22 protein-coding genes are annotated in these 21,945 nt (G+C 62.4%); 13 read left to right on the forward strand and 9 right to left on the reverse strand.

Going from position 1 to position 21,945, the window contains the following annotated elements:
• Positions 1-21: 21 nt before the first annotated feature.
• The gene (locus A4R29_RS12620; protein ID WP_027161463.1) at positions 22-825 is read left to right on the forward strand and encodes a potassium channel family protein; all 804 of its coding nucleotides are present in this window, start codon (positions 22-24) and stop codon (positions 823-825) included.
• A gap of 12 nt (positions 826-837) precedes the next feature.
• On the opposite strand, the gene A4R29_RS12625 is transcribed toward A4R29_RS12620, so the two are convergent.
• Positions 838-1,719 (reverse strand): DMT family transporter, encoded by an 882-nt coding sequence (locus tag A4R29_RS12625; protein ID WP_063173666.1) that lies wholly within the window; start codon positions 1,717-1,719, stop codon positions 838-840.
• 198 nt (positions 1,720-1,917) lie between these two features.
• Here A4R29_RS12625 and A4R29_RS12630 point away from each other — a divergent pair, with 198 nt between their 5' ends.
• A complete protein-coding gene (locus tag A4R29_RS12630; RefSeq protein WP_024503586.1) occupies positions 1,918-2,424 on the forward strand; it encodes a hypothetical protein in 507 nt (168 codons plus the stop codon).
• Here A4R29_RS12630 and A4R29_RS12635 read toward each other — a convergent pair.
• Positions 2,421-3,749, reverse strand: coding sequence for a DNA polymerase IV (locus tag A4R29_RS12635; protein WP_027161464.1), 1,329 nt, complete (start codon positions 3,747-3,749; stop codon positions 2,421-2,423). The genes A4R29_RS12630 and A4R29_RS12635 overlap by 4 nt on opposite strands.
• Before the next feature lie 65 nt (positions 3,750-3,814).
• Here A4R29_RS12635 and A4R29_RS12640 point away from each other — a divergent pair, with 65 nt between their 5' ends.
• Together A4R29_RS12640 and A4R29_RS12645 are read left to right on the forward strand one after the other, a co-directional pair.
• Positions 3,815-4,390 carry a GNAT family N-acetyltransferase gene (locus tag A4R29_RS12640; RefSeq protein ID WP_063172041.1) on the forward strand — a complete coding sequence of 192 codons (576 nt, stop codon included), beginning with the start codon at positions 3,815-3,817 and terminating at the stop codon, positions 4,388-4,390.
• A gap of 107 nt (positions 4,391-4,497) precedes the next feature.
• Positions 4,498-6,030, forward strand: coding sequence for a hypothetical protein (locus A4R29_RS12645; protein ID WP_063172042.1), 1,533 nt, complete (start codon positions 4,498-4,500; stop codon positions 6,028-6,030).
• Between the two features lie 10 nt (positions 6,031-6,040).
• On the opposite strand, the gene A4R29_RS12650 is transcribed toward A4R29_RS12645, so the two are convergent.
• Positions 6,041-6,694 (reverse strand): hypothetical protein, encoded by a 654-nt coding sequence (locus tag A4R29_RS12650; protein WP_013531934.1) that lies wholly within the window; start codon positions 6,692-6,694, stop codon positions 6,041-6,043.
• Entirely contained in the window at positions 6,691-6,990 is a 300-nt protein-coding gene (locus A4R29_RS12655) for a DUF3572 domain-containing protein (RefSeq protein ID WP_024503583.1), read from the reverse strand. The genes A4R29_RS12650 and A4R29_RS12655 overlap by 4 nt, the downstream gene beginning before the upstream one ends.
• A 246-nt stretch (positions 6,991-7,236) precedes the next feature.
• Between A4R29_RS12655 and A4R29_RS12660 the strand changes: the two genes are divergently transcribed.
• The 9 genes from A4R29_RS12660 (at position 7,237) to A4R29_RS12705 (ending at position 17,420) form a co-directional block, all read left to right on the forward strand.
• Positions 7,237-7,608, forward strand: a complete 372-nt coding sequence (locus A4R29_RS12660; RefSeq protein WP_013531932.1) for a response regulator — start codon at positions 7,237-7,239, stop codon at positions 7,606-7,608.
• Between the two features lie 33 nt (positions 7,609-7,641).
• The gene (locus A4R29_RS12665; protein WP_024503582.1) at positions 7,642-9,015 is read left to right on the forward strand and encodes a PleD family two-component system response regulator; all 1,374 of its coding nucleotides are present in this window, start codon (positions 7,642-7,644) and stop codon (positions 9,013-9,015) included.
• A 521-nt stretch (positions 9,016-9,536) separates the two neighbouring features.
• Positions 9,537-11,009 (forward strand): FAD-dependent monooxygenase, encoded by a 1,473-nt coding sequence (locus tag A4R29_RS12675; RefSeq protein ID WP_063172043.1) that lies wholly within the window; start codon positions 9,537-9,539, stop codon positions 11,007-11,009.
• 127 nt (positions 11,010-11,136) lie between these two features.
• Entirely contained in the window at positions 11,137-11,871 is a 735-nt protein-coding gene (locus A4R29_RS12680; RefSeq protein WP_013531928.1) for a FadR/GntR family transcriptional regulator, read from the forward strand.
• Positions 11,868-13,055 carry a PLP-dependent transferase gene (locus A4R29_RS12685; RefSeq protein WP_063172044.1) on the forward strand — a complete coding sequence of 396 codons (1,188 nt, stop codon included), beginning with the start codon at positions 11,868-11,870 and terminating at the stop codon, positions 13,053-13,055. The genes A4R29_RS12680 and A4R29_RS12685 overlap by 4 nt, the downstream gene beginning before the upstream one ends.
• A gap of 29 nt (positions 13,056-13,084) precedes the next feature.
• Positions 13,085-14,362: an ABC transporter substrate-binding protein gene (locus A4R29_RS12690; protein WP_063172045.1), complete on the forward strand. Its 1,278-nt coding sequence runs from the start codon at positions 13,085-13,087 to the stop codon at positions 14,360-14,362.
• Positions 14,363-14,576: 214 nt separating this feature from the next.
• Positions 14,577-15,500: a carbohydrate ABC transporter permease gene (locus A4R29_RS12695; RefSeq protein WP_013531925.1), complete on the forward strand. Its 924-nt coding sequence runs from the start codon at positions 14,577-14,579 to the stop codon at positions 15,498-15,500.
• Complete coding sequence (locus A4R29_RS12700; protein ID WP_013531924.1) at positions 15,500-16,348, forward strand: carbohydrate ABC transporter permease; 849 nt, start codon at positions 15,500-15,502, stop codon at positions 16,346-16,348. The genes A4R29_RS12695 and A4R29_RS12700 overlap by 1 nt, the downstream gene beginning before the upstream one ends.
• Positions 16,349-16,352: 4 nt before the next feature.
• Positions 16,353-17,420, forward strand: coding sequence for an ABC transporter ATP-binding protein (locus A4R29_RS12705; protein ID WP_013531923.1), 1,068 nt, complete (start codon positions 16,353-16,355; stop codon positions 17,418-17,420).
• Between the two features lie 1,109 nt (positions 17,421-18,529).
• Here the strand turns inward: A4R29_RS12705 and rpmG are convergent.
• The 5 genes from rpmG to A4R29_RS12730 form a co-directional block, all read right to left on the reverse strand.
• On the reverse strand, positions 18,530-18,697 hold the full coding sequence (rpmG, locus tag A4R29_RS12710; RefSeq protein ID WP_006201775.1) for a 50S ribosomal protein L33: 168 nt from the start codon (positions 18,695-18,697) through the stop codon (positions 18,530-18,532).
• Between the two features lie 153 nt (positions 18,698-18,850).
• Positions 18,851-19,309: a YqfO family protein gene (locus A4R29_RS12715; protein ID WP_063172046.1), complete on the reverse strand. Its 459-nt coding sequence runs from the start codon at positions 19,307-19,309 to the stop codon at positions 18,851-18,853.
• Between the two features lie 111 nt (positions 19,310-19,420).
• Positions 19,421-20,599 carry an MFS transporter gene (locus A4R29_RS12720; protein ID WP_024503576.1) on the reverse strand — a complete coding sequence of 393 codons (1,179 nt, stop codon included), beginning with the start codon at positions 20,597-20,599 and terminating at the stop codon, positions 19,421-19,423.
• Positions 20,600-20,674: 75 nt separating this feature from the next.
• Positions 20,675-21,415 (reverse strand): NUDIX hydrolase, encoded by a 741-nt coding sequence (locus tag A4R29_RS12725; protein WP_027161472.1) that lies wholly within the window; start codon positions 21,413-21,415, stop codon positions 20,675-20,677.
• An 86-nt stretch (positions 21,416-21,501) separates the two neighbouring features.
• Entirely contained in the window at positions 21,502-21,936 is a 435-nt protein-coding gene (locus tag A4R29_RS12730; RefSeq protein WP_024503574.1) for a DUF983 domain-containing protein, read from the reverse strand.
• Between the last annotated feature and the right edge of the window lie 9 nt (positions 21,937-21,945).

Here is a 21,945-nt window from a genome sequence, read left to right on the forward strand (position 1 = left end):
GCCAACGCCGGCGCGGTCAGCATGAAGCCGGCGCAGAGGAATGGGTCGCAGGCGGTTTCAGTCTTGGCGCGGCTGCGTGACCGGCTGCGCAGGCTTTATCATGGGCGCACGCCGGCCGCTTTCCGGTTCCAGCTGGTGGCCGTCGTCATCGACCTCGCCATCATCGCCTTCTTCATCGCGACGCCGGTTCTCCAGGACAAGCCGTCATTCCTCTGGCTCGACTATTCGGCGGCCGCGCTGGTTGCCGCGGACCTCGCTGCCCGCCTGCTTGCCTCCAAGAACATGCTGCGGCTGATGAAGCAGCCGACGTCGTGGGTCGATGTCTTCATCCTCTTGACGCTGCTGATGCCAACGGCGTTCGCCAATCTCGCCTTCCTGCGCATCCTGCGGCTGTGGTCGCTGTCGCGCAGCGGTTCGCTCTGGCGGCATTTCGAGATGCGAGGACTGCGGCCGTGGCGAGAGGCCAGCCACGCGGTCATCAACCTTTTGACCTTCCTGTTCGTCATCACCGGCTTCGTCTACACGTTCTTCTTTCGCACTGGCGCCGGCCTGGAAAACTATATCGACGCGCTTTATTTCACTGTCGCCACGGTGACGACGACCGGCTTCGGCGACATCGTGCTGCCGGGCATGGCCGGCAAGCTGACGGCAATCGTCACCATGATCATCGGCATATCGCTGTTTGTCAGACTGGCTCAGGCGATCTTCCGGCCAGCCAAGGTGTTGTTTCCCTGTCCGCAGTGCGGCTTGCGGCGGCACGAGCCGGACGCCGTGCATTGCAAGGCCTGCGGCCATCTTCTCAACATACCCGACGAAGGGAACTGACGGCCGGCGGGACTACGACGCCGCCACTTCGGCCGGCTTTATCTGCCTGCGCTGCAGATTGAGCAGATTGCCCATCAGGATCAGCAGCGCGCCGCCGGCGGTGAAGGCGTCGATCTGCTCGCTATAGAGCAGCCAGCCGATCAGTGCCGATAGCGGCACGCGTAGAAAATCCATCGGCGAGACGATGGTCGCGTCGGCATAGCCAAGCGCGCGGGCCATGCAGAAATGCGACGACATGCCGGTGAAGGCGATCAGCACGATCCATGGCCATAGCTCCAGTGGCGGGTTGCGCCACGTATAGAGCGCCGGGATGAGACCGACCACCGACTGGACAATCAGCATCCAGCAGATGATGCGTACGACGCTGTCCGTCCGGGTCAGCGACTTGACGGTGACCACCGAGATGCCGAAGCATGCCGCGGCGCCCAGCACGACCAGATGTCCAGGATCGACCGAGCCGACACCGGGGCGCACGATGATCACCACGCCGATCAGCCCCAGCCCGATCGCTGCCAACTTCGGCCGGTTCAGCCTTTCGCCCAGAAAGATCACCGCCAGGATAGCTGTCCAGATCGGAGTGGTGAATTCGATCGAGATCAACACGGCCAGCGGAATCAAGGTGAGGGCGTAGAGCCATGCCGCCTGGCCCGTGTAATGGATGACGTTGCGGGCGATATGGGCAACCGGGCGCTGCGTGCGCATGGCTTGAAAGCCGCCACTCATCATCACCAGCGGCAGCAGGATGAAGAAGCCGATCACGGAGCGCAACTCCAGCACTTGGAAGACGTTGAGCTCCGCTGTCGTGGCCCGGCCGGCGACCGTCATGCCAAGGAACGAGGCGATAGACAGCGCCATCCAGAACGCGGCCTTGGGGATCGAGGGGGTGGGTGCCATTCGCGCTATGTCGCAGGCCAGCACCTCTGCCGCAACCGCTAGCCAAGGCATTCTTCTGGGCCAGTCGCGACTGGCTCGATGTTATAAAACAGTCATGTGGCGGGCGGAACCTGAAACGGTAGGTGGCGTTGAGTCCCGATGGTCAGCCGTGCTCGTGGACCGCCCCGCCTTTTTTCGAAAACGACAAGGAGAGCTTCGATGAGATCCTTCGCGCAATTCGCGCTTACCGGCGGTCTATTGGTTGCGGCAGGCGCAGCACATGCCGACGAGACCCAATTTCTCCAGTCGTTCAAGGGCAATTTCGCCGGCAAGGGCACTGTCCAGGTAACCACGGATGCTCCGAACGTCAGCGTATCGTGCAGCTTCAAGTCGAATGCGACCTCAACCTCGCTATCGCTGGATGGAAATTGCCGCGGTCTCATTGTGGTGTCGCGGGCCATCAGCGCCAATCTGAAAGTTACAGGTGCCAAATACAGCGGCACCTATGTCGGCTCTCGCACGGGGCCGGCGCAACTCAACGGCAGCCGTTCGGGCAATGCGATCAACCTGGGCATTCGCTGGGCCAAGGAGGTCAATGGCGACCGAAGGGCGCAGATGAAGGTCGAGAAACGCGGCGAGAACGGCATGCGGCTGACCGTCATCGACACCGACCCGAAAACCGGCAAGAGCGTGGTGACGAGCAGGATAGACTTGCAGCGCACCTAATCCTCGAGCGGCTCCGGCGGATGGGCATCGCGGCCCTTGCCGAATGTGTAGCCGGTTTCCACCGCCTTGCGGCCGAACTTGTCGCGCAAGGCATCGATGGCGCCTTCAGCCATGGCGCGCTTGCGCGACTGGATGTCGACCAGATCGGGCGGGTCGGCCTTGTCGTCGTCCGAGAGGTCGCTGACGCCGATGCCGAGCAGCCGATACTTCGTGCCGTCGGTTTCCTTGCGCAGAAGCTCCACCCCAGTCTGAAAGATGCGGTCGGCGAGCCGGGTCGGGTCGCCGAGCTGGCGATTGCGCGTGCGCAGCTTGAAATCCTGGCTCTTCAGTTTCAGCACCACGGTGCGCCCGGCAATGCCTGACTTTTTCAGCCGTGCCGAAACCTTTTCCGAAAGCCCCCTCAGCACCGCCACCAGCTCTTCCAGCGACGCGATGTCGGTATCGAAGGTGGTTTCGGCCGATACGCTCTTGGCGTCCTGATCGGGATCGACGCGGCGGACATCCTCGCCGCGCGAAAGGTGGTAGAGCCGGTCGCCCATCGTGCCATAGCGGCGCATGAGGTCGCCGCGATCCATCTGCTGCAGCTGGCCGATGGTGCGGATGCCGTCACGCTCCAGCGTTGCGTTGAACGCCTTGCCGACACCCCAGATCATGGTCACCGGCTGCGCCGCCAGAAAGCCGACCGCCTCGGCTTCGCCGATGACCGAGAAGCCGCGCGGTTTACGAAAGTCCGACGCTATCTTGGCGAGGAACTTGCAGTAGGACAGGCCGGCCGAAACAGTGATGCCGATCTCCTTCTCGACCGCCAGCGCAAAGCGCGCCAGCACCACAGCGGGTGGCAGGCCGTGCAGTCGTTCGGTGCCGGCGAGGTCGAGAAACGCCTCGTCGATCGACAGTGGCTCGACCAGCGGCGTCAGCGCCTGCATCATGGCGCGCACTTCGCGGCCGACGCGGACGTATTTTTCCATGTTGGGGCTGATGACCACCGCCTCCGGGCAGGCTTCGAGCGCCTTGAACATCGGCATGGCCGAGCGCACGCCCTGGATGCGGGCGATGTAGCAGGCGGTGGAGACCACGCCGCGCTTGCCGCCGCCGATGATCAACGGTTTGTCCTTGAGCGCCGGATTGTCGCGCTTTTCGATCGCCGCATAGAAGGCGTCGCAATCGATATGGGCCAGATGCAGTCGGTAAAGCTCGGGATGACGCGCAAGCCGGGGGCTGCCGCAGCGCTCGCAGCGGCGCGTCTGGCTGCGCTGAAGCATCAGGCAGTCGCGGCAAAAACCGTGATCGGGATTGTTGACAGGGGCCGCCATCGCTGCGAACATAAAGAGAACAGAAGCAATGGTACGACAGTGCAAGGCCAGCGACAAGGCTGGCCTGGGGAGAACGCATGAGCACGACCATAGCGCCGCTTGCGCCCGAGCTTTGGGCTGAATTCGAGGACCTCTTCGGCAAGCAGGGTGCCTGCTACGGCTGCTGGTGCACGCATTTCCGGCTGGCGCCGGCGATGCGTCGCGAGAGCAGCCGGGAACGCAACAAGGACCACATCAAGGCGCGCATCGAGGCCGGCCCGCCGCCGGGCCTGCTGGCATTCGAGGACGATCAGGCGGTTGGCTGGATGCAGATCGGACCGCGCGCCGACGTGCCCGAATGGAACAATCAGGGCAGGGGGTCGGCACCGGTCGATCCTGCCGACGCCACGGATCCGGCCGTCTGGGCCATCTCCTGCTTCTTCATCCGCACCAAGGCGCGCGGCAGGGGCATCACGCATCGCCTCGTCGAAGGCGGCATCGATTTCGCCCGCCAGAATGGAGCCCGGCTGCTCGAGGCTTGTCCGATAGATCTGTCTCGCGATTCGCGTTCGATCGGCCTGTTCGTCGGCTCGTCGCGGGTCTTCGAGAAGGCTGGTTTCGAGAGGCTGTTGGAACGCAAGGCCGGTCGGCCGCTGATGCGGCTGGTGCTTTGATCGAGATTGCCTGCCCGGGTGCCGTTGTCGATCTCACCTTGCGGTTGCAGCGGTAATTTCATACCAGACGGACAAAGCCTTTCTTCTCGGTCAAACGGAGAATTCGCGTGAACCGTGCCCTGCCATTCGTGTTCCTTCTTGCGTTGAGTGCCCCTGCTCTCAGTCAGACCGTCGACAGTCAGGGTGCGAAGCAATTGTCCGACGACTTGTCCCGCTATGTCGGCAAGCAGGCCATCGACAAAGGCATTTTGAAGGTTTCGCTGGAAGGTGGTGCCTACAAGATCCTGTTCGATTTCAAGGCACTTGCCGCATCATTTCCGGACCAGAAACTGCTGAAGTTCGACTTCGCGCCCTACGCCCTGATGCTCAAGCCGCGCAGCGACGGATCCTGGGATGTCTCGATGGATTTCTCCCAGAGCGCCTCCTTCGAGTTCAACGGACCCGAAGGCCTGCAAAGCACTCAGTTTTCGATCAAGGACGGCAAGGGCTCGGGCGTCTACGATCCAAATCTGGCGGCCTTCACCAGCGGCACCAGTTCGATGGCCGGCATGACGATGGCGTCGAAGGATGCCAAGCAGCACATGGAGGCCAGCACCGGCGCTGGCATCGCGACCGTTGCCGCGACCAAGTCGGCGACCGGGGGCGTCGATTTCACAACCTCGCAGAAGGTGTCGAGTTTTGTCGAAGCGATCAATTTCGATGACCCCGAGAGCGGGCTGAAATTCCCGGTCACCGTCAGGTCGCCGGAATTGTCGGTCGAAGCCAGCGGCAAGGGCGTGCAGACCAAGCCATTGCTCGATCTCCTGGCATTTGCTGTGGCCAACGAGGACGAGGCGACGCTGAAGGCCAACCAGGCGCAGCTCAAATCGCTTTTGTTCGCCGCCTTACCGCTTTGGCAGCGTATCGACGGGACCTATGGTTTCAAGGATTTCGTGGTGGAAAGCCCGGTCGGCAATTTCGGCGCCACCCAGCTCAGCACCGTGTTCGGCTCCGACGGCGTCGCCCAAAATGGCACGATCACCTACGGCATCAAGGCATCGGGACTGACCGTGCCGACCCAGCTTCTCCCGAGCTGGAGCGTGGGGTTGTTGCCCACCGATGTCGATTTGAACTTTGGCGGCGCCAATATCGATCTCGACAGCATGGCGAAGAAGGCGATCGAAGCCTTTGATCTCAATAAGAATCCGCCGCTGTCTGCCGAATTCGGCCAGCAGCTTAAGGCCGACTTCATGGCCAAGTCGCCGAAGGTCGTGCTTGGCCACAGCACCGTGAAGAACAAGGATACGGAGATCGTCCTGGAAGGCGAGATGACATTCCCAGGCGAAAAGCCCGAAGGTAGCGTGACCGTCGATGTCGCCGGCTTCGACAAGCTTGTCGAAGGCCTGCAGGAAGCGGCAAAGTCGGAACCGGAGGTGGCCCAATACGTGCCAGTCGCTCTCATGGCGAAGGGCTTTGGCAAGACGCTGCCCGATGGCCGGCTGGAATGGATCGTCAACGCCAAGGCCGACGGTTCGGTCACCGTCAATGGCGTCATGCTGAAGCCTGCCGATCCGGCCGTGGACGACAGCGTGGACGATGGTGACGGCGACGATGACAGCGGGGACGACAGCGGCGGCGCAGGTGCGAAACTGAACCCTTGAAGGCTGGAGTTTAGAGCCCCAGCGCGCTTGCGATCTTCGGCGCGGCTTCGTGCCAGTCCTGGACGACGACCACATCGTCCGTCACCGGGGGCAGGAATGCGCGCAGCGAATTGTCGGCCATCAGGTGGAACAGTTCGGCGTCGGCGACCGATTCCCGCACCGACGCCAGATTGTGCGGCTGATCGTCGACGAAGACCACCGGTCGGCCGGCCTTGCCGCGAAGCTTGGCCACTGCCGGTCCTTTGGCCATTTCAGTGGTCAGAAGCGGGTAGCTCAGTCCAAGCGCGTCGAGATGGACACGACGCACGGCACGGTGTTTGTGCGGCATGGCCGTCAGCAAGATGATTTCCGCGCGGTCGCCAAGCCCTGCCAGGGCCTCTGCCGCGCCGTCCGTAATGTTTTGCCAATCGGCTTGCGTGTCAAAGAAATCGCCCAGCAGTGCCGTGACTTCGGGCTGTTCGATCAGGCGGCCGCTGGCCGTCTCTGCGATGTTGCCGGTCAGCCGGAACGAGGCCAGCGTCAGGCCATAGCCACGCGTTTTGAGGAAATTCGGAAACGGGCGGATGAATTCGAGCACGACATCGTCGACATCGAGCACCAGCAACGGCCGGTTGTCGGCTGCCAGTTCTTCGATCTGGCGCGCTGTTTCTGGATCATCGCTCATATGGAATGCTCGTGATTGTCATCGCCCAGCGGCAGCGACCGCAGGGCCTTGCCGACAGCAGCCGGCGGGGTGCCGGTTTCCTCGGCAAAGCGCATCAGCGTCGGCTCGTGGGCGAGGATGAATTGCAGGACACCAGCCAGGAAACCCGGCTCACTGGCGGCTTTGCGGATCGAATGGACCTCTATGCCGGTGATAGCCAGAAAGCGCGGCAAAAGCTCCGGATCGGAGGCGACAAAGCCCAGGGCCTTCACGGCAATCGATTCCGCTTCTTCGCGCATTGACGCTGCGTTTGCCATCACTACCTTCGGTGTGTGGAATGAGTCTCTCCCGCAGTAATGGCAAGAGTTGCTTGCGGCAAGCCATTAGAGCGTGGCGCGCCCTTTGGACGCGCAGGCGACGAGGTGGAATTCGCGCTGTTTTCCAGCCGCGGATTTCCGTTTCGTCAATCATATTGCCGTAAAGTGAAGCAGGGTTTGGTGCGTTCAGACATGGGCGCATGACGGTCGCCTTCGAAGCGGAAGGGCGGCCGGGACGGGATATCGATGCCGAAGAAGGTTATGATCGTCGAGGACAATGAGCTCAACATGAAGCTCTTTCGGGACCTCATCGAGGCAAGCGGTTACGAGACCGTGCGCACCCGCAACGGTCTGGAAGCGCTCGATCTGGCACGCCAGCACCGGCCGGATCTCATCTTGATGGATATCCAGTTGCCTGAGGTGTCGGGGCTTGAAGTGACCAAATGGCTGAAGGAGGACGACGAACTGCACGTCATCCCCGTCATCGCCGTGACCGCCTTCGCCATGAAAGGCGACGAGGAACGTATCCGCCAGGGTGGCTGCGAGGCTTATATTTCGAAGCCGATCTCGGTGCCGCGTTTCATCGAAACCATCAAATCCTATCTGGGCGATGCGTGATGTGCCCCTTCAGCCGAGTCGGAGCGTTATGAAATGACTGCGCGGATCCTCGTCGTCGACGATATCCCTGCCAATGTGCGGCTGCTGGAAGTGCGGCTGCTGGCCGAATATTTCGAAGTGTTGACCGCCACCAACGGGCCGGATGCGATCGAGACCTGCGAGAACGGCAAGGTCGATGTCGTGCTGCTCGATGTGATGATGCCTGATATGGACGGCTTCGAGGTCTGTCGGCGGCTGAAGAGCGATCCGGCGACATCGCACATTCCGGTGGTGATGATCACCGCACTGGACCAGGTTTCCGACCGCGTCCGCGGGCTTGAGGCCGGCGCCGACGACTTCCTGACCAAGCCGGTCAACGACCTGCAGCTGATGACGCGCGTCAAGAGCCTGGTTCGGCTGAAGTCGCTGACCGACGAGTTGCGGCTGCGCGCCTCGACGACGCGCAATATCGGCATCGAGGAGTTGCTCAGCCGCAATTTCGCATCCGAGGACACGACGCCGAAAGTGCTTTTGATCGACGAGCGCAAAACATCCGTCGAGCGCATCCAGAAGATGCTGCGCGACCGGGCCGACCTCGACGTCACGCATGATCCGCATGCCGGTTTCTTCCAGGCCGCCGAGACATCCTATGAATGCGTGATGATCTCGACCGCGTTCGCCGATTTCGATCCGCTGAGGCTCTGTTCGCAGTTGCGCTCGCTCGATCGCACCCGCTTCGTGCCGATTATCCTGCTGGCGGAGGAGGGCGAGGAGGAACGCATCATTCGCGGCCTGGAACTCGGCATCAACGACTATCTCATGCGGCCGATCGACCAGCAGGAACTGACGGCACGGCTGCGCACGCAGGTGCGCCGTAAGCGCTACAACGACCAGCTACGGGCCAGCGTCACTCAGACAATCGAAATGGCGGTGACCGACGGTCTGACCGGGCTGCACAATCGCCGCTATCTGGACAGCCATCTGCAGACGCTGTTCGATCGCGCCGTGGCACGGCGCCGGCCGCTGTCGGTGATGATCACCGACCTCGATCGCTTCAAGGCGATCAACGACGCGCACGGTCATGATGGCGGCGACGAGGTGCTGCGGGAATTCGCACGGCGGCTGCGCAAGAATGTCAGGGGTATCGACCTTGCCTGCCGCTTTGGCGGCGAGGAGTTCGTCGTGGTGATGCCGGATACCGAGGGCGCGGTGGCCGAGAAGGTGGCCGAGCGCATTCGCGCCGAAATCGCCCAGGCGGCTTTCGCCATTGGCCAGGACGGCAAGGCGATCGAAGTCACGGTCAGCGTCGGCGTGTCGTCGGTGCTGAAGGGCGTGGACACGGTGGCGGCGCTGATGAAGCGTGCCGATCTCGCGCTCTACGAAGCCAAAAGCGGCGGCCGCAATCGGGTCGTCGCCAAGGCGGCGTAGTGATCCAGCCCCGATTATCCAGTCAACCCGACAGGGTTACCCGTTTACCTTAATCCAAGCGATTCGCGAGCCTTGGTTAAGAAACTGTTGATTTTTATAAGCTCTTGCGCGACTGTGCAGGCCAAGACGAAGCCGGCACGAGGATAGACCGCCGGCTCCGGTCCCTGGGAATACCCCATGATGCTCAGGTCCGCCGCATCTCCTGGGTCCGTGGGGTCGGCCGGCCGGCGCTGGCACATAGTGGCCTCCTCGTACCGCTGCCAAACGCCGACCGGCCCCCTTCTTTCCAATGAACATCAGAGCTCCGTGCCAAAGCACGGAAGACTCTGGGTTTTTGCGCCTGAAAATCTGGATATCGTTAGGGGAAATTGCCCCGAGCGCTTGTTCCGCGGCAACCAACAGGGGAAACAATACCGTTCCCTTCCATTTCATACATATGGCGCACAAGGGGCTTGCGGCAAGACCCGGCTCCTCCCGTAAAACCGACCCGAACCAAGGTGCGGAAAACGGGAGTGATGACAATGGTTTCAGATCATGCGGTGGTGATCGCCGGGGGTGGTCCGACGGGATTGATGCTGGCGGGCGAACTGGCGCTAGCAGGCGTCGACGTTGCCATTGTCGAAAGGCGGCCGGATCAGAAACTTGCCGGCCTGCGCGCAGGCGGCCTCCATGCACGCACCATCGAGGTGCTCGACCAGCGCGGAATTGCCGATCGGTTCCTCTCGCAGGGCCAAGTGAGCCCGGCCGTAGGTTTTCACATGATCCGCCTGGACATCAGCGACTTCCCAACCCGGCACAATTACCTGTTGGCGCTGCGGCAGAACCACATCGAGCGCATCCTGGCCGACTGGGTCGGCGAGTTGAAGGTGCCGATCTATCGTGAACACGAGGTTGCGGGGTTTATCCAGGACGACAGCGGCGTCGACGTCGAACTGTCCACCGGTCACCGCCTGAGGGCCGCATATCTGGTCGGCTGCGACGGAGGCCGCAGCACCATTCGCAAGGCGGCCGGTATCGAGTTCGCCGGATGGGATCCGACGATGAGCTGGATGATTGCCGAGGTCGCAATGTCGGAAGAACCGCCATGGGGCTTCCGCAGCAACGCCTCCGGAATTCATGCCCTGGGTAAGATCGAGGACGGCAAGAAGGTTGGCGTCGTGCTGACGGAGCCCCGCCTGGAGGCGCGCGGCGAACCGACGCTACGCGAGCTCAGCGAGGCGCTGGCTGCCATCTATGGCACCGATTTCGCGGTCCACAGCCCGACCTGGCTCTCCCGCTTCACCGACATGACGCGCCAGGCTGCCGCATATCGCGACAGACGCGTGCTCCTGGCCGGCGATGCCGCCCACGTCCATCCGCCGATGGGTGGACAGGGCCTCAATATCGGCGTGCAGGATGCGGTGAACCTTGGATGGAAGCTGGCCCAGGTCATCAAGGGGATATCGCCGGAAAGCCTTCTCGACAGCTATCATGCCGAGCGCCATCCGGTTGCTGCCCGCGTGTTGCGTAACACGATGGCGCAGGTCGCGCTTCGCCGCACGGATGACCGCAGCAAGGCCTTGGCCGACACCGTTGCCGAGTTGCTCGGCATGGATGAACCCCGCAAAAAGATCGCAGCCGAGATGTCCGGCCTTTGTGTCCACTACGACCTCGGCGAGGGGCACCCGCTGCTTGGGCGGCGAATGCCCGATCTCGATCTGACCACCGCCGGCGGACCGTTGCGGGTCTTCACCTTGCTGCACGACGCGCGGCCCGTGCTGCTCAACCTCGGTGAGCCCGGCAGACTGGACATCGCGCCCTGGGCAGAACGGGTTCGGCAGATCGACGCCGGTTACGCCGGTATCTGGGACCTGCCGGCTCTCGGGAGTGTCGTTGCGCCCGACGCGGTCTTGATCCGGCCCGATGGTTATGTGGCTTGGGCCGGGGCGGGAACCCAACGGGGCCTTGTGGACGCGCTGACCACCTGGTTCGGGCCGCCTGCTGCCGCAGGTTAGCAGACGCGATCGCGCGACCGCCTTGAGAATATTGCGTCGCTTCCTCCGACAGTGCTCCTGACAGTTGGTTGACAGGAGTTTTCAACTGTGCAGAATTGGTTGGACCATTGGACCACTCGGAGGAAATGTGGACCAGAACAGCCTGCCACCCATTCAAATCACGGCGCGCGACGACGCCGTGTTGAAGGCGTTGGTGGGATTTGTTCGCGCCGAAGCCCTGCAGCTGGGCGACAGACTCCCAACCGAACGCATCCTCGCCGAGCGGCTGAAGGTCAGCCGCAACACCGTGCGCGAGGCTCTGACACGCTGGGAAGGGCTCGGCCTCGTCGAACGCCGGCAAGGCAGCGGCACCTATCTCAAGGCGGCTGTTTCGCCTGATATGCTGCACATGCCGCTGACACTGGCCGGCGGCAATGATTTCACCAGCCTGATGCAGACGCTGGAGATCCGCCGCGCGCTGGAGGCGGAGGCAGCAGCCCTTTGCGCCGAACGCGCCAGCCAAGCCGATATTGCTGAGATCGCACGCAAGCTCGACATCATGGAACAGGCGTTCCGCACGCGCGAGGGCATGTCGTCGGAAGAGGATTGGGAGTTCCATCAGGCGATCTACCGGGTCTCGGGCAATCCGCTGTTCGAGCAGATCATCGCCGCCATGCATGAGCTGTTTCACCGCTTCTGGGAGCATCCGCTCGGCGTGCGTGACTTCGGCCACGCCAGCTTTCCCTACCACCGGACCATCTACGAACGCATTGCTGCCCGCGATCCGCAGGGCGCTCGCGCCGAGGCGCTCAAGCTGATCGCCACCGTCGAGGACGACCTCAAGCGCGGCGCGGCCAAACTCAAACTCTCGAGCCAGACATGAACGAGCATCCATCAGGTTTCGATTACGACTATCTCACCGAAGCGGCCACGCTTTTGGCGCATGACGAACCGTTCCCTGGCGGTGCGGTGGTGCCGCCGATCTACCAGACCTCGCTGTTCACCTTCGCCAACTATGCCGAGATGGCCGATACCTTTGCCGGCAAACGAAGGCAGCCGATCTACTCGCGCGGCGACAATCCCACGGTGATGGAGTTCGAGGCGCGCGTGGCAGAGCTCGAGGGCGCAGAAGCCGCGCGCGGCTTTTCCAGTGGCATGGCGGCGATCAGCGCCACAGTGCTTGCGTTCGTCGGTGCGGGCGAGCGCATCGTGGCGGTGCGCAATTGCTATGGCGATGCCTACCGTTTGTTCGAGCGGCTGTTGCCGCGCCTCAACATCAAGGTCGACTATGTCGACGGCTCCGACCCGGATGCGGTCGCGGCGGCACTTCCCGGCGCCAAGCTGCTTTATCTGGAAAGCCCGACCTCGATGATGTTCGAGCTGCAGGACATCGCGCATCTGACACGGTTGGCCAAGGAACAGGGCATCGTCACCACGATCGACAATTCCTGGGCGACGCCGGTGTTCCAGAAGCCGATCACGCATGGCGTCGACCTGGTGCTGCATTCGGCCTCGAAATACCTTGGCGGCCACAGCGATACGGTCGCGGGCGTCGTGGCGGGTTCGGCTGCCCACATCAAGCACATCAACGAGCAGACCTATTCCTATCTCGGCGGCAAGCTGTCACCGTTCGAGGCGTGGCTTTTGCTGCGCGGCCTGCGCACGCTGCCGCTGCGCCTGCCGCATCACATGAAGAGCGGCTTGACCATCGCCGAACGCCTGAAGGCGCATGCCGCTGTCGAGCGGGTCAACCACCCCGTCTACTCGAACCATCCGGGCAAGGCGACGCTGGCCGGCTATGCCGGTCTGTTCTCCTTCGAGGTGACGGACGATATCGACATCCCCGTCTTCGTCGACGCGCTGAAATATTTCCGCATCGGCGTCAGCTGGGGCGGGCATGAAAGCCTGGTCGTGCCGGCCAAGGCGTCGCTGGAGCAGACGCCGGGCCTGAATTCGATGGCGCGCTTCGGCGTCAGCCCCCGAACCATCCGCTTCAATGTCGGATTGGAGAGTGTCGAAGACCTGTGGGCGGATGTCGCCCAAGCCTTCGAAAAAGCCAGAAAATAACAAGCGGGTTCAAAATGGGAGTCTTGAACATGAAAAAACTGACCGTCATGCTTGCCACCGTTGCGGGACTGGCGATTTCCGCCGGAAATGCTGTGGCCGATTCGACCCTGAAAATGGTCGAAGTCATCACCAGCCCGCCACGCACCGAATTCCTGAAGAAGCAGATCGCCGAGTTCGAAACGGCCAATCCAGGCATCAAGGTCGAACTGATCTCGCTGCCCTGGGGGCAGGCGTTCGAGAAATTCCTGACCATGGTGCAGGCCGGCGATACGCCCGACGTGGTCGAGATGCCGGAGCGCTGGATGGGCCTCTATGCCAACAATGCCCAACTCGAGGATCTCGGCCCGTATATGGCCAAATGGGATGACGCCAAGACGCTTGGCGACCGCGCGAAACAGTTCGGCTCGACCGTCGACAACACCCAGTTCATGATCCCCTACGGCTACTATGTGAACGCGCTGTTCTGGAACAAGAAACTGTTCAAGGAGGCCGGCCTCGATGGCCCGCCGGCGACGCTTGAAGATTTCGTCGCCGATTCCAAGAAGATTTCCGCGCTCCCGGGCAAGTACGGCTACTGCCTGCGCGGCGGGCCGGGCGCCTTCAATGGCATGCACATGTTCATGAACATCGCCGCCGGCAAGGGCGGTTACTTCAACGAGGACGGCACTTCGACGATCAACGAGGAGGGCTCGGTCAAGGGCCTGCAGATGCTGGCCGACATGTACAAGGACGGACTGGCGCCGAAGGATGCGGTGAGCTGGGGTTTCAACGAAACGGTCACCGGCTTCTATTCCGGCACCTGCGCTATGCTCAACCAGGATCCGGACGCGCTGCTCGGCATCGCCGACAAGATGAGCGCCGACGATTTCGCGGTAGCGCCATTGCCGGTCGGGCCGAGCGGCAAATCCTATCCGACACTCGGCTATGCCGGTTGGGCCATGTTCGCCAACTCGCAGCACAAGGACGACGCCTGGAAGCTGATGGCGACCCTTTTGTCGCCGAAGGACAATCTGGAATGGGCCAAGGAAGTCGGCGTCGTCCCGATCCACAACGGTGCCGACCAAGATCCCCATTTCAAGACCGAGCAGTTCAAGGGCTGGTTCACAGAGCTCAGCGACAGCTCCAAATATGAAATGGTCACCCCGCCGACGCATCTGGAGAACCTCGGCAATTTCGTCGACCAGGTGGCGATCAAGAATTTTCAGGAAGTGCTGCTTGGCCAGAAGACGGCCAAGGACGTCGCCGACCAGTGGGCTGCCTTCCTGACCAAGGAACAGCAGGACTGGATGGCGAAGAACAAGAAGTAGTTTTTCTTCCCTTCTCCCCGTTTGCGGGGAGAAGGTGTCACGAAGTGACGGATGAGGGGCGGCGCTATGCCTCGATAGGTTCGCGCTGCCCCTCATCTGCCTGCCCGTCTTCCGCAGCAGCTGCGGAGGGTGGACCGGCATCTTCTCCGCGTGAAACGGGGAGAAGGACGCTTGTCATCAGCCCCGACGCCGTTCCAGGAGCGCCCCCGAGCCAATGACCTACGCCGTGTCCGAAATACGATCCGTCGGCAAGCCGCGTCGCAAGCGGCTATCCCATGCCGCTATCGAGCCATGGCTCTATCTCAGCCCGGCGATCATCCTGCTGGTCGTGGTGCTTCTGGTGCCGCTGGTCATCGGCATCAGCTACTCCTTCCGCAAGTTCTCCGCCTTCAAGTCCGAATATGTCGGGCTCGGCCAGTATCAGGCGATGCTGTCGGATCAGGTGCTGGGCCAGGCGCTGGTCAACACGTTGTGGTGGACGGTCGCCAGCCTTTTCTTCCAGTTCTTCCTCGGCCTTGGCCTGGCGCTTCTGCTCGACAAGCCGTTTCGCGGCCGCAAGGCTGTACAAGCCCTGGTGTTCCTGCCCTGGGCGGTGCCGTCCTTCCTGTCGGGCCTGACCTGGGCCTGGCTGTTCAATCCGATCATCGGCCCGCTGCCGCACTGGCTGTTTGCATTGGGGCTGAAGGCCGAGCCGACCAATGTACTGTCCGATCCGTCAACCGCCATGTGGGGGCCGATCGTCGCCAATATCTGGTTCGGCATTCCTTTCTTCGCCATCACGCTCTTGGCGGCGCTGAAGTCGATCCCGTCGGAACTGCATGAGGCGGCGGCGATCGACGGCGCTTCGCCCTGGCAGCGCTTCACCAAGGTGACGCTGCCATTCCTGGCGCCGACCATCGCCATCACCGTAATGTTGCGCACCATCTGGATCGCCACCTTCGCCGACCTGATCTTCGTCATGACCGAAGGCGGACCGGCCGGCTCGACCAACACGGTGCCGGTCTACATCTATGTCAGCGCCTTCAAATCGCTGGACAAGGGCTATGCCTCGGCGGTGGCCGTGCTGCTATTGGTCCTGCTCATTGCCTATGCGATTGCGCTGATCGGTATCCGCCGCACCCTGGTGAGGCACGTCTGATGATCGCAGGACGCACAGCCTCGCAGCGCTTCTTCGGCGGCATCGGCCTCTACGCGGCAATCGCGGCTTACGTGCTCTTTGCCTTGTTCCCGATCTACTGGACGCTGAAGATCTCGGTCACGCCGGAGCGGCTGCTTTATTCCGAAGGCATCACCTTCTGGCCGTCGCACATGACGCTGCAGAACTTCGTCACCGTGCTCGAGGCCACCGATTTCCCCCGCTATTTCCTCAACAGCGTCATCGTCTCGGTGTCGACGGCGGCACTGGTGACAATCATCGCCACGCTTGCCGGCTATGCCATGTCGCGCTTCACCTTTCGCGGCAAGGCAGCACTGGCGCTGATGTTGCTTTTGACCCAGACCTTTCCGCTGGTGATGGTCATTCCGCCGATCTACCGCGTGATGGGTCAGATCGGCTTGATCAACAGCCTGACCGGGCTGATCATCATCTACACCGCCTTCAACACGGCCTTTGCCACCTTCCTCATGCAGTCCTTTTTCGACGGCATCCCCAAGGATCTGGAGGAAGCGGCGATGATCGACGGCTGCACGCGTGCGCAGGCGATGCGCAAGGTGATTGTACCGCTGACGCTGCCCGGTATGGGCGCCACGCTCGGCTTCGTCTTCACCGCCGCCTGGAGCGAGCTTCTGTTCGCGCTGATGCTGATTTCCAGCGACGACCAGAAGACCTTCGCCGTCGGCTTGCTCACCTTCATCGGCAAGTTCGCCGTCGATTGGGGACAGATGATGGCGGCATCCATCCTGGCGTTGATCCCGGTCTGCATCTTCTTCGCCTTCCTGCAACGCTATCTCGTCACCGGCCTGACCGCCGGCGCCGTCAAAGGATAGATCGATGGCCTCTGTTACGCTCGAGAAGGTCCGCAAGGATTATGGCGCCGTCCGCGTCCTGCACGCGGTCGACCTTGAAATCGCCGATGGCGAGTTCGTCGTCCTGGTTGGGCCGTCGGGCTGCGGCAAGTCCACGCTTTTGCGCATGATCGCCGGGCTGGAGGAGGCTTCCGGCGGCGAGATCCGCATTGGCGAGCGGCTGGTCAATGACGTAGCACCCAAGGACCGCGACATCGCCATGGTGTTCCAGTCCTACGCGCTTTATCCGCATATGGACGTGTCGAAGAACATGGGCTTCAGCCTGCTCCTGAAGAAGGCGGAGAAGGCGACGATCGACTCCAGGGTGGACGGCGCCGCCAAGCGGCTCGGGCTCGACACCTTCCTGCAGCGCCTGCCGCGGCAATTGTCCGGCGGCCAGCGCCAGCGCGTCGCCATGGGCCGGGCGATCGTGCGCGACCCCAAGGTCTTCCTGTTCGACGAGCCGCTGTCGAACCTCGACGCCAAGCTGCGCGTCCATATGCGCGCCGAGATCAAGGCGCTGCACCAGCAACTGAAGACGACATCGGTCTATGTCACGCACGACCAGATCGAGGCGATGACCATGGCCGACCGGATCGTCGTCATGCATGACGGGCTGATCCAGCAGGTCGGCGCGCCGCTCGATCTCTACGACCGGCCGGCCAACATGTTCGTTGCAGGTTTCATCGGTTCGCCCGGCATGAATTTTCTGCCGGCGACGGTTCGCAAGGGCGCTACGTTGGAGGCCGTACTGGCCGACGGCCAGGCGCTGCGGCTGCCGGAAGGCTTGCCACTGACCCACGGTGACGCCATCACCGTCGGTTTGCGGCCCGAGCATATCAAGCTGGCGGACGAGGGTGCGTTGAAGGGCGAGGTGGGTGTGGTCGAGCCGCTCGGCCTTTCGACGCAGTTCTACGTCAAGCTAGCCAGCCAGCAGCTGTGCGTCTTTGCCATGGGCCGTGCCGGCGTCAAGTCCGGCGACGTGGTGCGGTTGGCGGCCGAACCGGACCAGCTGCATCTGTTCGATGCGAAAAGCGGCGAGCGCATCGGCTGAGGGGACGCAGCCGGGTCGGATGCGGGCAGCCGGATCAGGCGCCGCTATCGGGCGGGACATACACGGTAACGCTACATTTCAATTGGATAAAATAGCGGAACGTCCAAGAGACATTTCCGGAACCTAACAGGATCGCTCGGACCTTTGCGTCTAGGGCGCAAGACCTTAGTCCCGCCGTCTTCTCAAAAGAACGGAGGTCATTTTGCCGCGAACTAGGCCACCGTCGGAGTTAGTCAACACCGACGGTGGCCCTTGCAATATGGGCGAGTGGGTTGTGTGCGGATATGGTGTGATCGCGGAAGGCGATTGTAGACCGCTAACCGCGAGGGCTTCTTTTGGACAGCGGCGAGCTGTCCAACGGGTTTTCAGCCGATTTGGCCGATCGCCGCTCCTTCAGCCACAGGGACTTCTTTCTCCTTGCCAGGTTCTCGTCTCGAACGCTGTCTTCGGCGGTCACTCCGCCATGCATCGCGGCAATCACGTAGTCGGCTCTGTTGGTTCGAAAGTCGCCTTTTTGTACGGACATCGTTTTCTCCCAGTGCGAGGCATTTCCCCCCTTTTTGCCTGACGCTGAAACTAACTACCTATCCGTGGTGCAAGTCTACCAATTGGCGATTGTATTAAAACGATACACTCAGATGGTGCGATCGCACGAGAGGAGCCCATCCTGGCGAGGCTTCTTCATTGACCCTGTTGTGATCCTTGCGGGGGTGCCGCGGCGGGAGGTGTCGGAGCCTGCGGTGCGGGTTCCGTGGAAGGCGTACCGGGGCTGTCAGGCTGAGGTGCAGGCGGTGCGGCCTCTTCCTCAGTCAGAACCTGGTCAGTCCTGGCCTTGATCTCATCGGCCGTCTGCTGGCTTATCAGCCCGTTGCTGACGGCAAAGCCAGCAGCCAGAGCGACAAGGGCTGCAATGATTGCAGCTTTCAACTTCTTCGACATCCATAGGCGCCTTATTCGTGACACCCAACCCACGGCCAAGGGTGCCGCAACCATGGCTAAGGGTCAATCCTTTGGCTGGAGTCTCTGCTCGGATGCAACGAAATCAACTGTTACAAACGAAAAACGCCGCCCATTGGGCGGCGTTTCGGCATTGCGGCGGGAAACCCGGATTACTTGATCTTGGTTTCCTTGAACTCGACGTGCTTCTTGGCGACCGGGTCGTACTTGCGGAACGACAGCTTGTCGGTCTTGGTGCGGCTGTTCTTGCTGGTCACGTAGAAGAAACCGGTGTCGGCGGTCGACAGAAGCTTGATCTTGATGTTTGCGGCTTTGGCCATGATATCAGTCCGTTTGTTCGTGGGGTTTTGGCCGCTGGAGCACGGGGAAACACCCGGACGCGGGAAACTTGGCGCGACACATAAAGAACGCGCCCGGAAAGTCAAGCCCGGTAGGCCTTGTGCGACCCACCAGAGCCGGCTCGGGAGCGGAAATCATGCGGTTTCCGTCGCCGATGCCGCAACCTTCTTCCAGTCTCCGGTCGTGTTCCACCAGCGATTCGGATTGGCGCGGTCGTCCAGCCCCTTGGAACGGCTGGCGAGAATCGGCTGAATGCGGATCACTGGTTCCTGGTAGGAGTGCGCCTGGAAAATCGCCTCGACGACGCGGGCGGCCAGCGCCTGGTCGTCCGGCAGTTCGAAGGAAACCTCGACCGTGCCGGGGCGCCGCCGCATTTCGGTTTCGGCGCCGGCGGCCGCACCGTCAAGCGGCCTGTAGCGTTCGATGCCGTGCGCCGACTGATAGGCATTGCGGTCATATTTGCCCATGGCCAGCGGCGCGATCGCCACCACGGCATCCATGATGCGGTCGACGTCGGCGGCCGGAGCCTGGAAGGTCACGAGCAGAAGCAGTGTCATTCGTAGCGATGTGGTTTCAAAGCCGCTGTCGATCATGGAAGTGTCCTCAAGTGTTTTGGGACACCTTTTTAGCCCTGTGCTCCTGACACGGTTCTGTCAGCAGCCTGTCACCGTGCCGTGCCAAATGCATGGCAGGCCGCAGTCGCGCTACAGCAGGATCTTGCGAACCAACCTGACGGCGACCAAAGCGATATAGGCGGCGAAGAACAGGCCGAGCGACCAGCCGAAGCCGGACGGGCCGAACGCATCCATGCCGATGCCGATCGCCTGCGGCCCGAGCACCATGCCGACGCCGTAGCACAGCACGAAGGCGGCATTGGCCGACGCCAGTTCATGGCCGGAAAGCTGCGAGCCGAGATGGGCAAGGCCGATCGTGTACATGGCAGCGACGACGCCGCCCCAGACGAACAGAAGCGCGGCCATCAAATGCCAATTCTGGGCGAAGAAGGGCATGAACACGGTGCCGATAAGACCGACCGTCGCGCAGGCAATCAGCAGGTAGCGGCGATCGCTGACGCGGTCGCTGATCATGCCGATCGGGATCTGCAACAACACATTGCCGAGGCCGATCATGGTCAGCAGAAGGGCCGCATCGGCCTCGGAATAGCCGATTCGGCTGCCGTAGATCGGGAACAGCGCAAAGCCGCCGGTTTCCACCGCGCCGAACACCAGCACGGCAGCGGTCGCCGACGGCACCAGCCAGATGTAGCGCAGGAAATTGCTGGTTTCGCCATCCGAGGCGATCGACGGGCTCTCGTTGCGTGCTGCCAGCACGGGTATGGCCGCCAGCGTCACCAACGCGATGATGACGCCGAACGGCCTGAAGCCGGAACTGCCGAGATGAGCGAACAGCCACGGTCCGGCGGCAAAGCCGAGCGACAGGACAGTGGCGTAGATGCCAAGGACAAGGCCGCGCCGGTGCGGCGGCGCCGAGGTGCTGATCCAGAATTCAGACAGGATGAACAGCACCGTCAGCGCAATGTGCAGCACGATGCGCAGTGGAAACCACATCCAGAAATCGGGTGCGAAATGGAAGCCGACAAAGGCCAGCGCGCCGGCGGCGATCATGGCGATCATGGTCCAGGCAACGCCGAAGCGCATGGCGAGCGGGGTCGCCAGCGGCGCACCGGCGATCGAGGCGAGGCCGGCGACGGCGGTGTTGAGGCCGATCATCGAAGCCGAGTGGCCGCGTGTTTCAAGGATGACGCTGAGCAGCGGCATGCCGAGGCCGATGGCGATGCCGACGACGCTGATCGACGAGATCGCCGCCACCATCGGCAGCCAGTGTACGCGCTCGTCGCCCTTTGGTTGGGTATCGACCGTCATGGATGCTGAATACTCTGTCTGTTTGATCTTACGCAATTCGGACGGAAAACCGCGTCACACTTTCCTGGAATTGCTCTAGAGAAGTTCGCGGATGAAGCGGCTGCGGACCAGCCGGTAGAAGGGCACGGGACCGCCTGGACGCAACAGCGGATCATGGGCGAGGCGCTTTTCCAACTCGTCCAGGATCATTCGGGTGATGTCGGGTATGTCGGCTTCCCTGGCCTTGGCAAGCGGCAGCCAGACCAGCTCTTCCAGTTCGTTGGTCGGACCGCCACCGGGCAGCTCGACCGCGACGTCGTCACGCCAGGCGCTGAAGAAACGGGTGTCGAAGCGGCGCACCCGGTTGGGCGGCGTGATGGCGCGCGCGACAAAGCGCAGCATGTCGAGAGAGGGTTGCACGCCGTGTTCGGCAAAGCCTTGCCAGTCGGATCTGGGGGTTGCGAAAGCACCCTTGCGGCCGATCAGCAGCCCGGCTTCCTCATAGGTCTCTCGGATGGCCGACAGGGCGATGGCGCGGGCTCGTGCGGCGCTTGTGCGCCCCGGCCCGGCGATCAGCTTGGCTTCCTGCTCCGGGTGCAGGGCGGCGACGACCGGTATGCGGCTATCGGCCGGATCGGTGCGGCCGCCGGGAAAGACGAACTTGCCCGGCATGAAGGCGTGGCCGGCATGGCGGCGACCCATCAGAACCAGTACGTCGTCGTCCTTGCGGTCGAGCAGGATGAGGGTTGCCGCGTCGCGCGGGCGAATTGGCCGGTCGCTATGAGCGATCATGCTCCGCTCGATCCTGTCGACTTCCGCCTTGGTCATACCGTCCATGCGCAGGACCTAGCGGAAACTTCTGGCAAGCGAAAGTGGCCTTTCACGGTCGGTATGTTGCGCCAGGCAGCATTCTTGGCTGCGGCCTAGGCTCCGGGATGCGGCTCGATCACGTCGTGCTCGCCGCCGAAGCCGTGCATATAGAAGGCCCATTGCAGTCCGATGACGGCACCCTTGACCGGCTGCAGCAGCGCAACCGACAAAAGGATGGTCAGCGGCACCCAGATGGCGATGTGCTGCCATATGGACAAAGTCGACGTCGCCTCAACGCCCATGAAGGCGCCCAGCACGATGTGGCCGACAATGACGATGACGAGGTAGGCCGGCAGGTCGTCGGCCCGGTGGTGATGCAATTCCTCGCCGCAGACGCCGCATGTGTCGACGGTCTTGGTAAAAGCGCGAAACAGCTTGCCTTCGCCGCAATGCGGGCAGCGGCCGAGCAGGCCGCGCTTCATCGCCGTCCACAGCGGGCGTGCGGCCCGGCCCGAGTGATGTTCTCCGCCGAAAACCTGTTCTTCCATGGCTGTTGT

This window comes from Mesorhizobium ciceri biovar biserrulae, assembly GCF_001618845.1.
Taxonomy (GTDB): Bacteria; Pseudomonadota; Alphaproteobacteria; order Rhizobiales; family Rhizobiaceae; genus Mesorhizobium; species Mesorhizobium ciceri.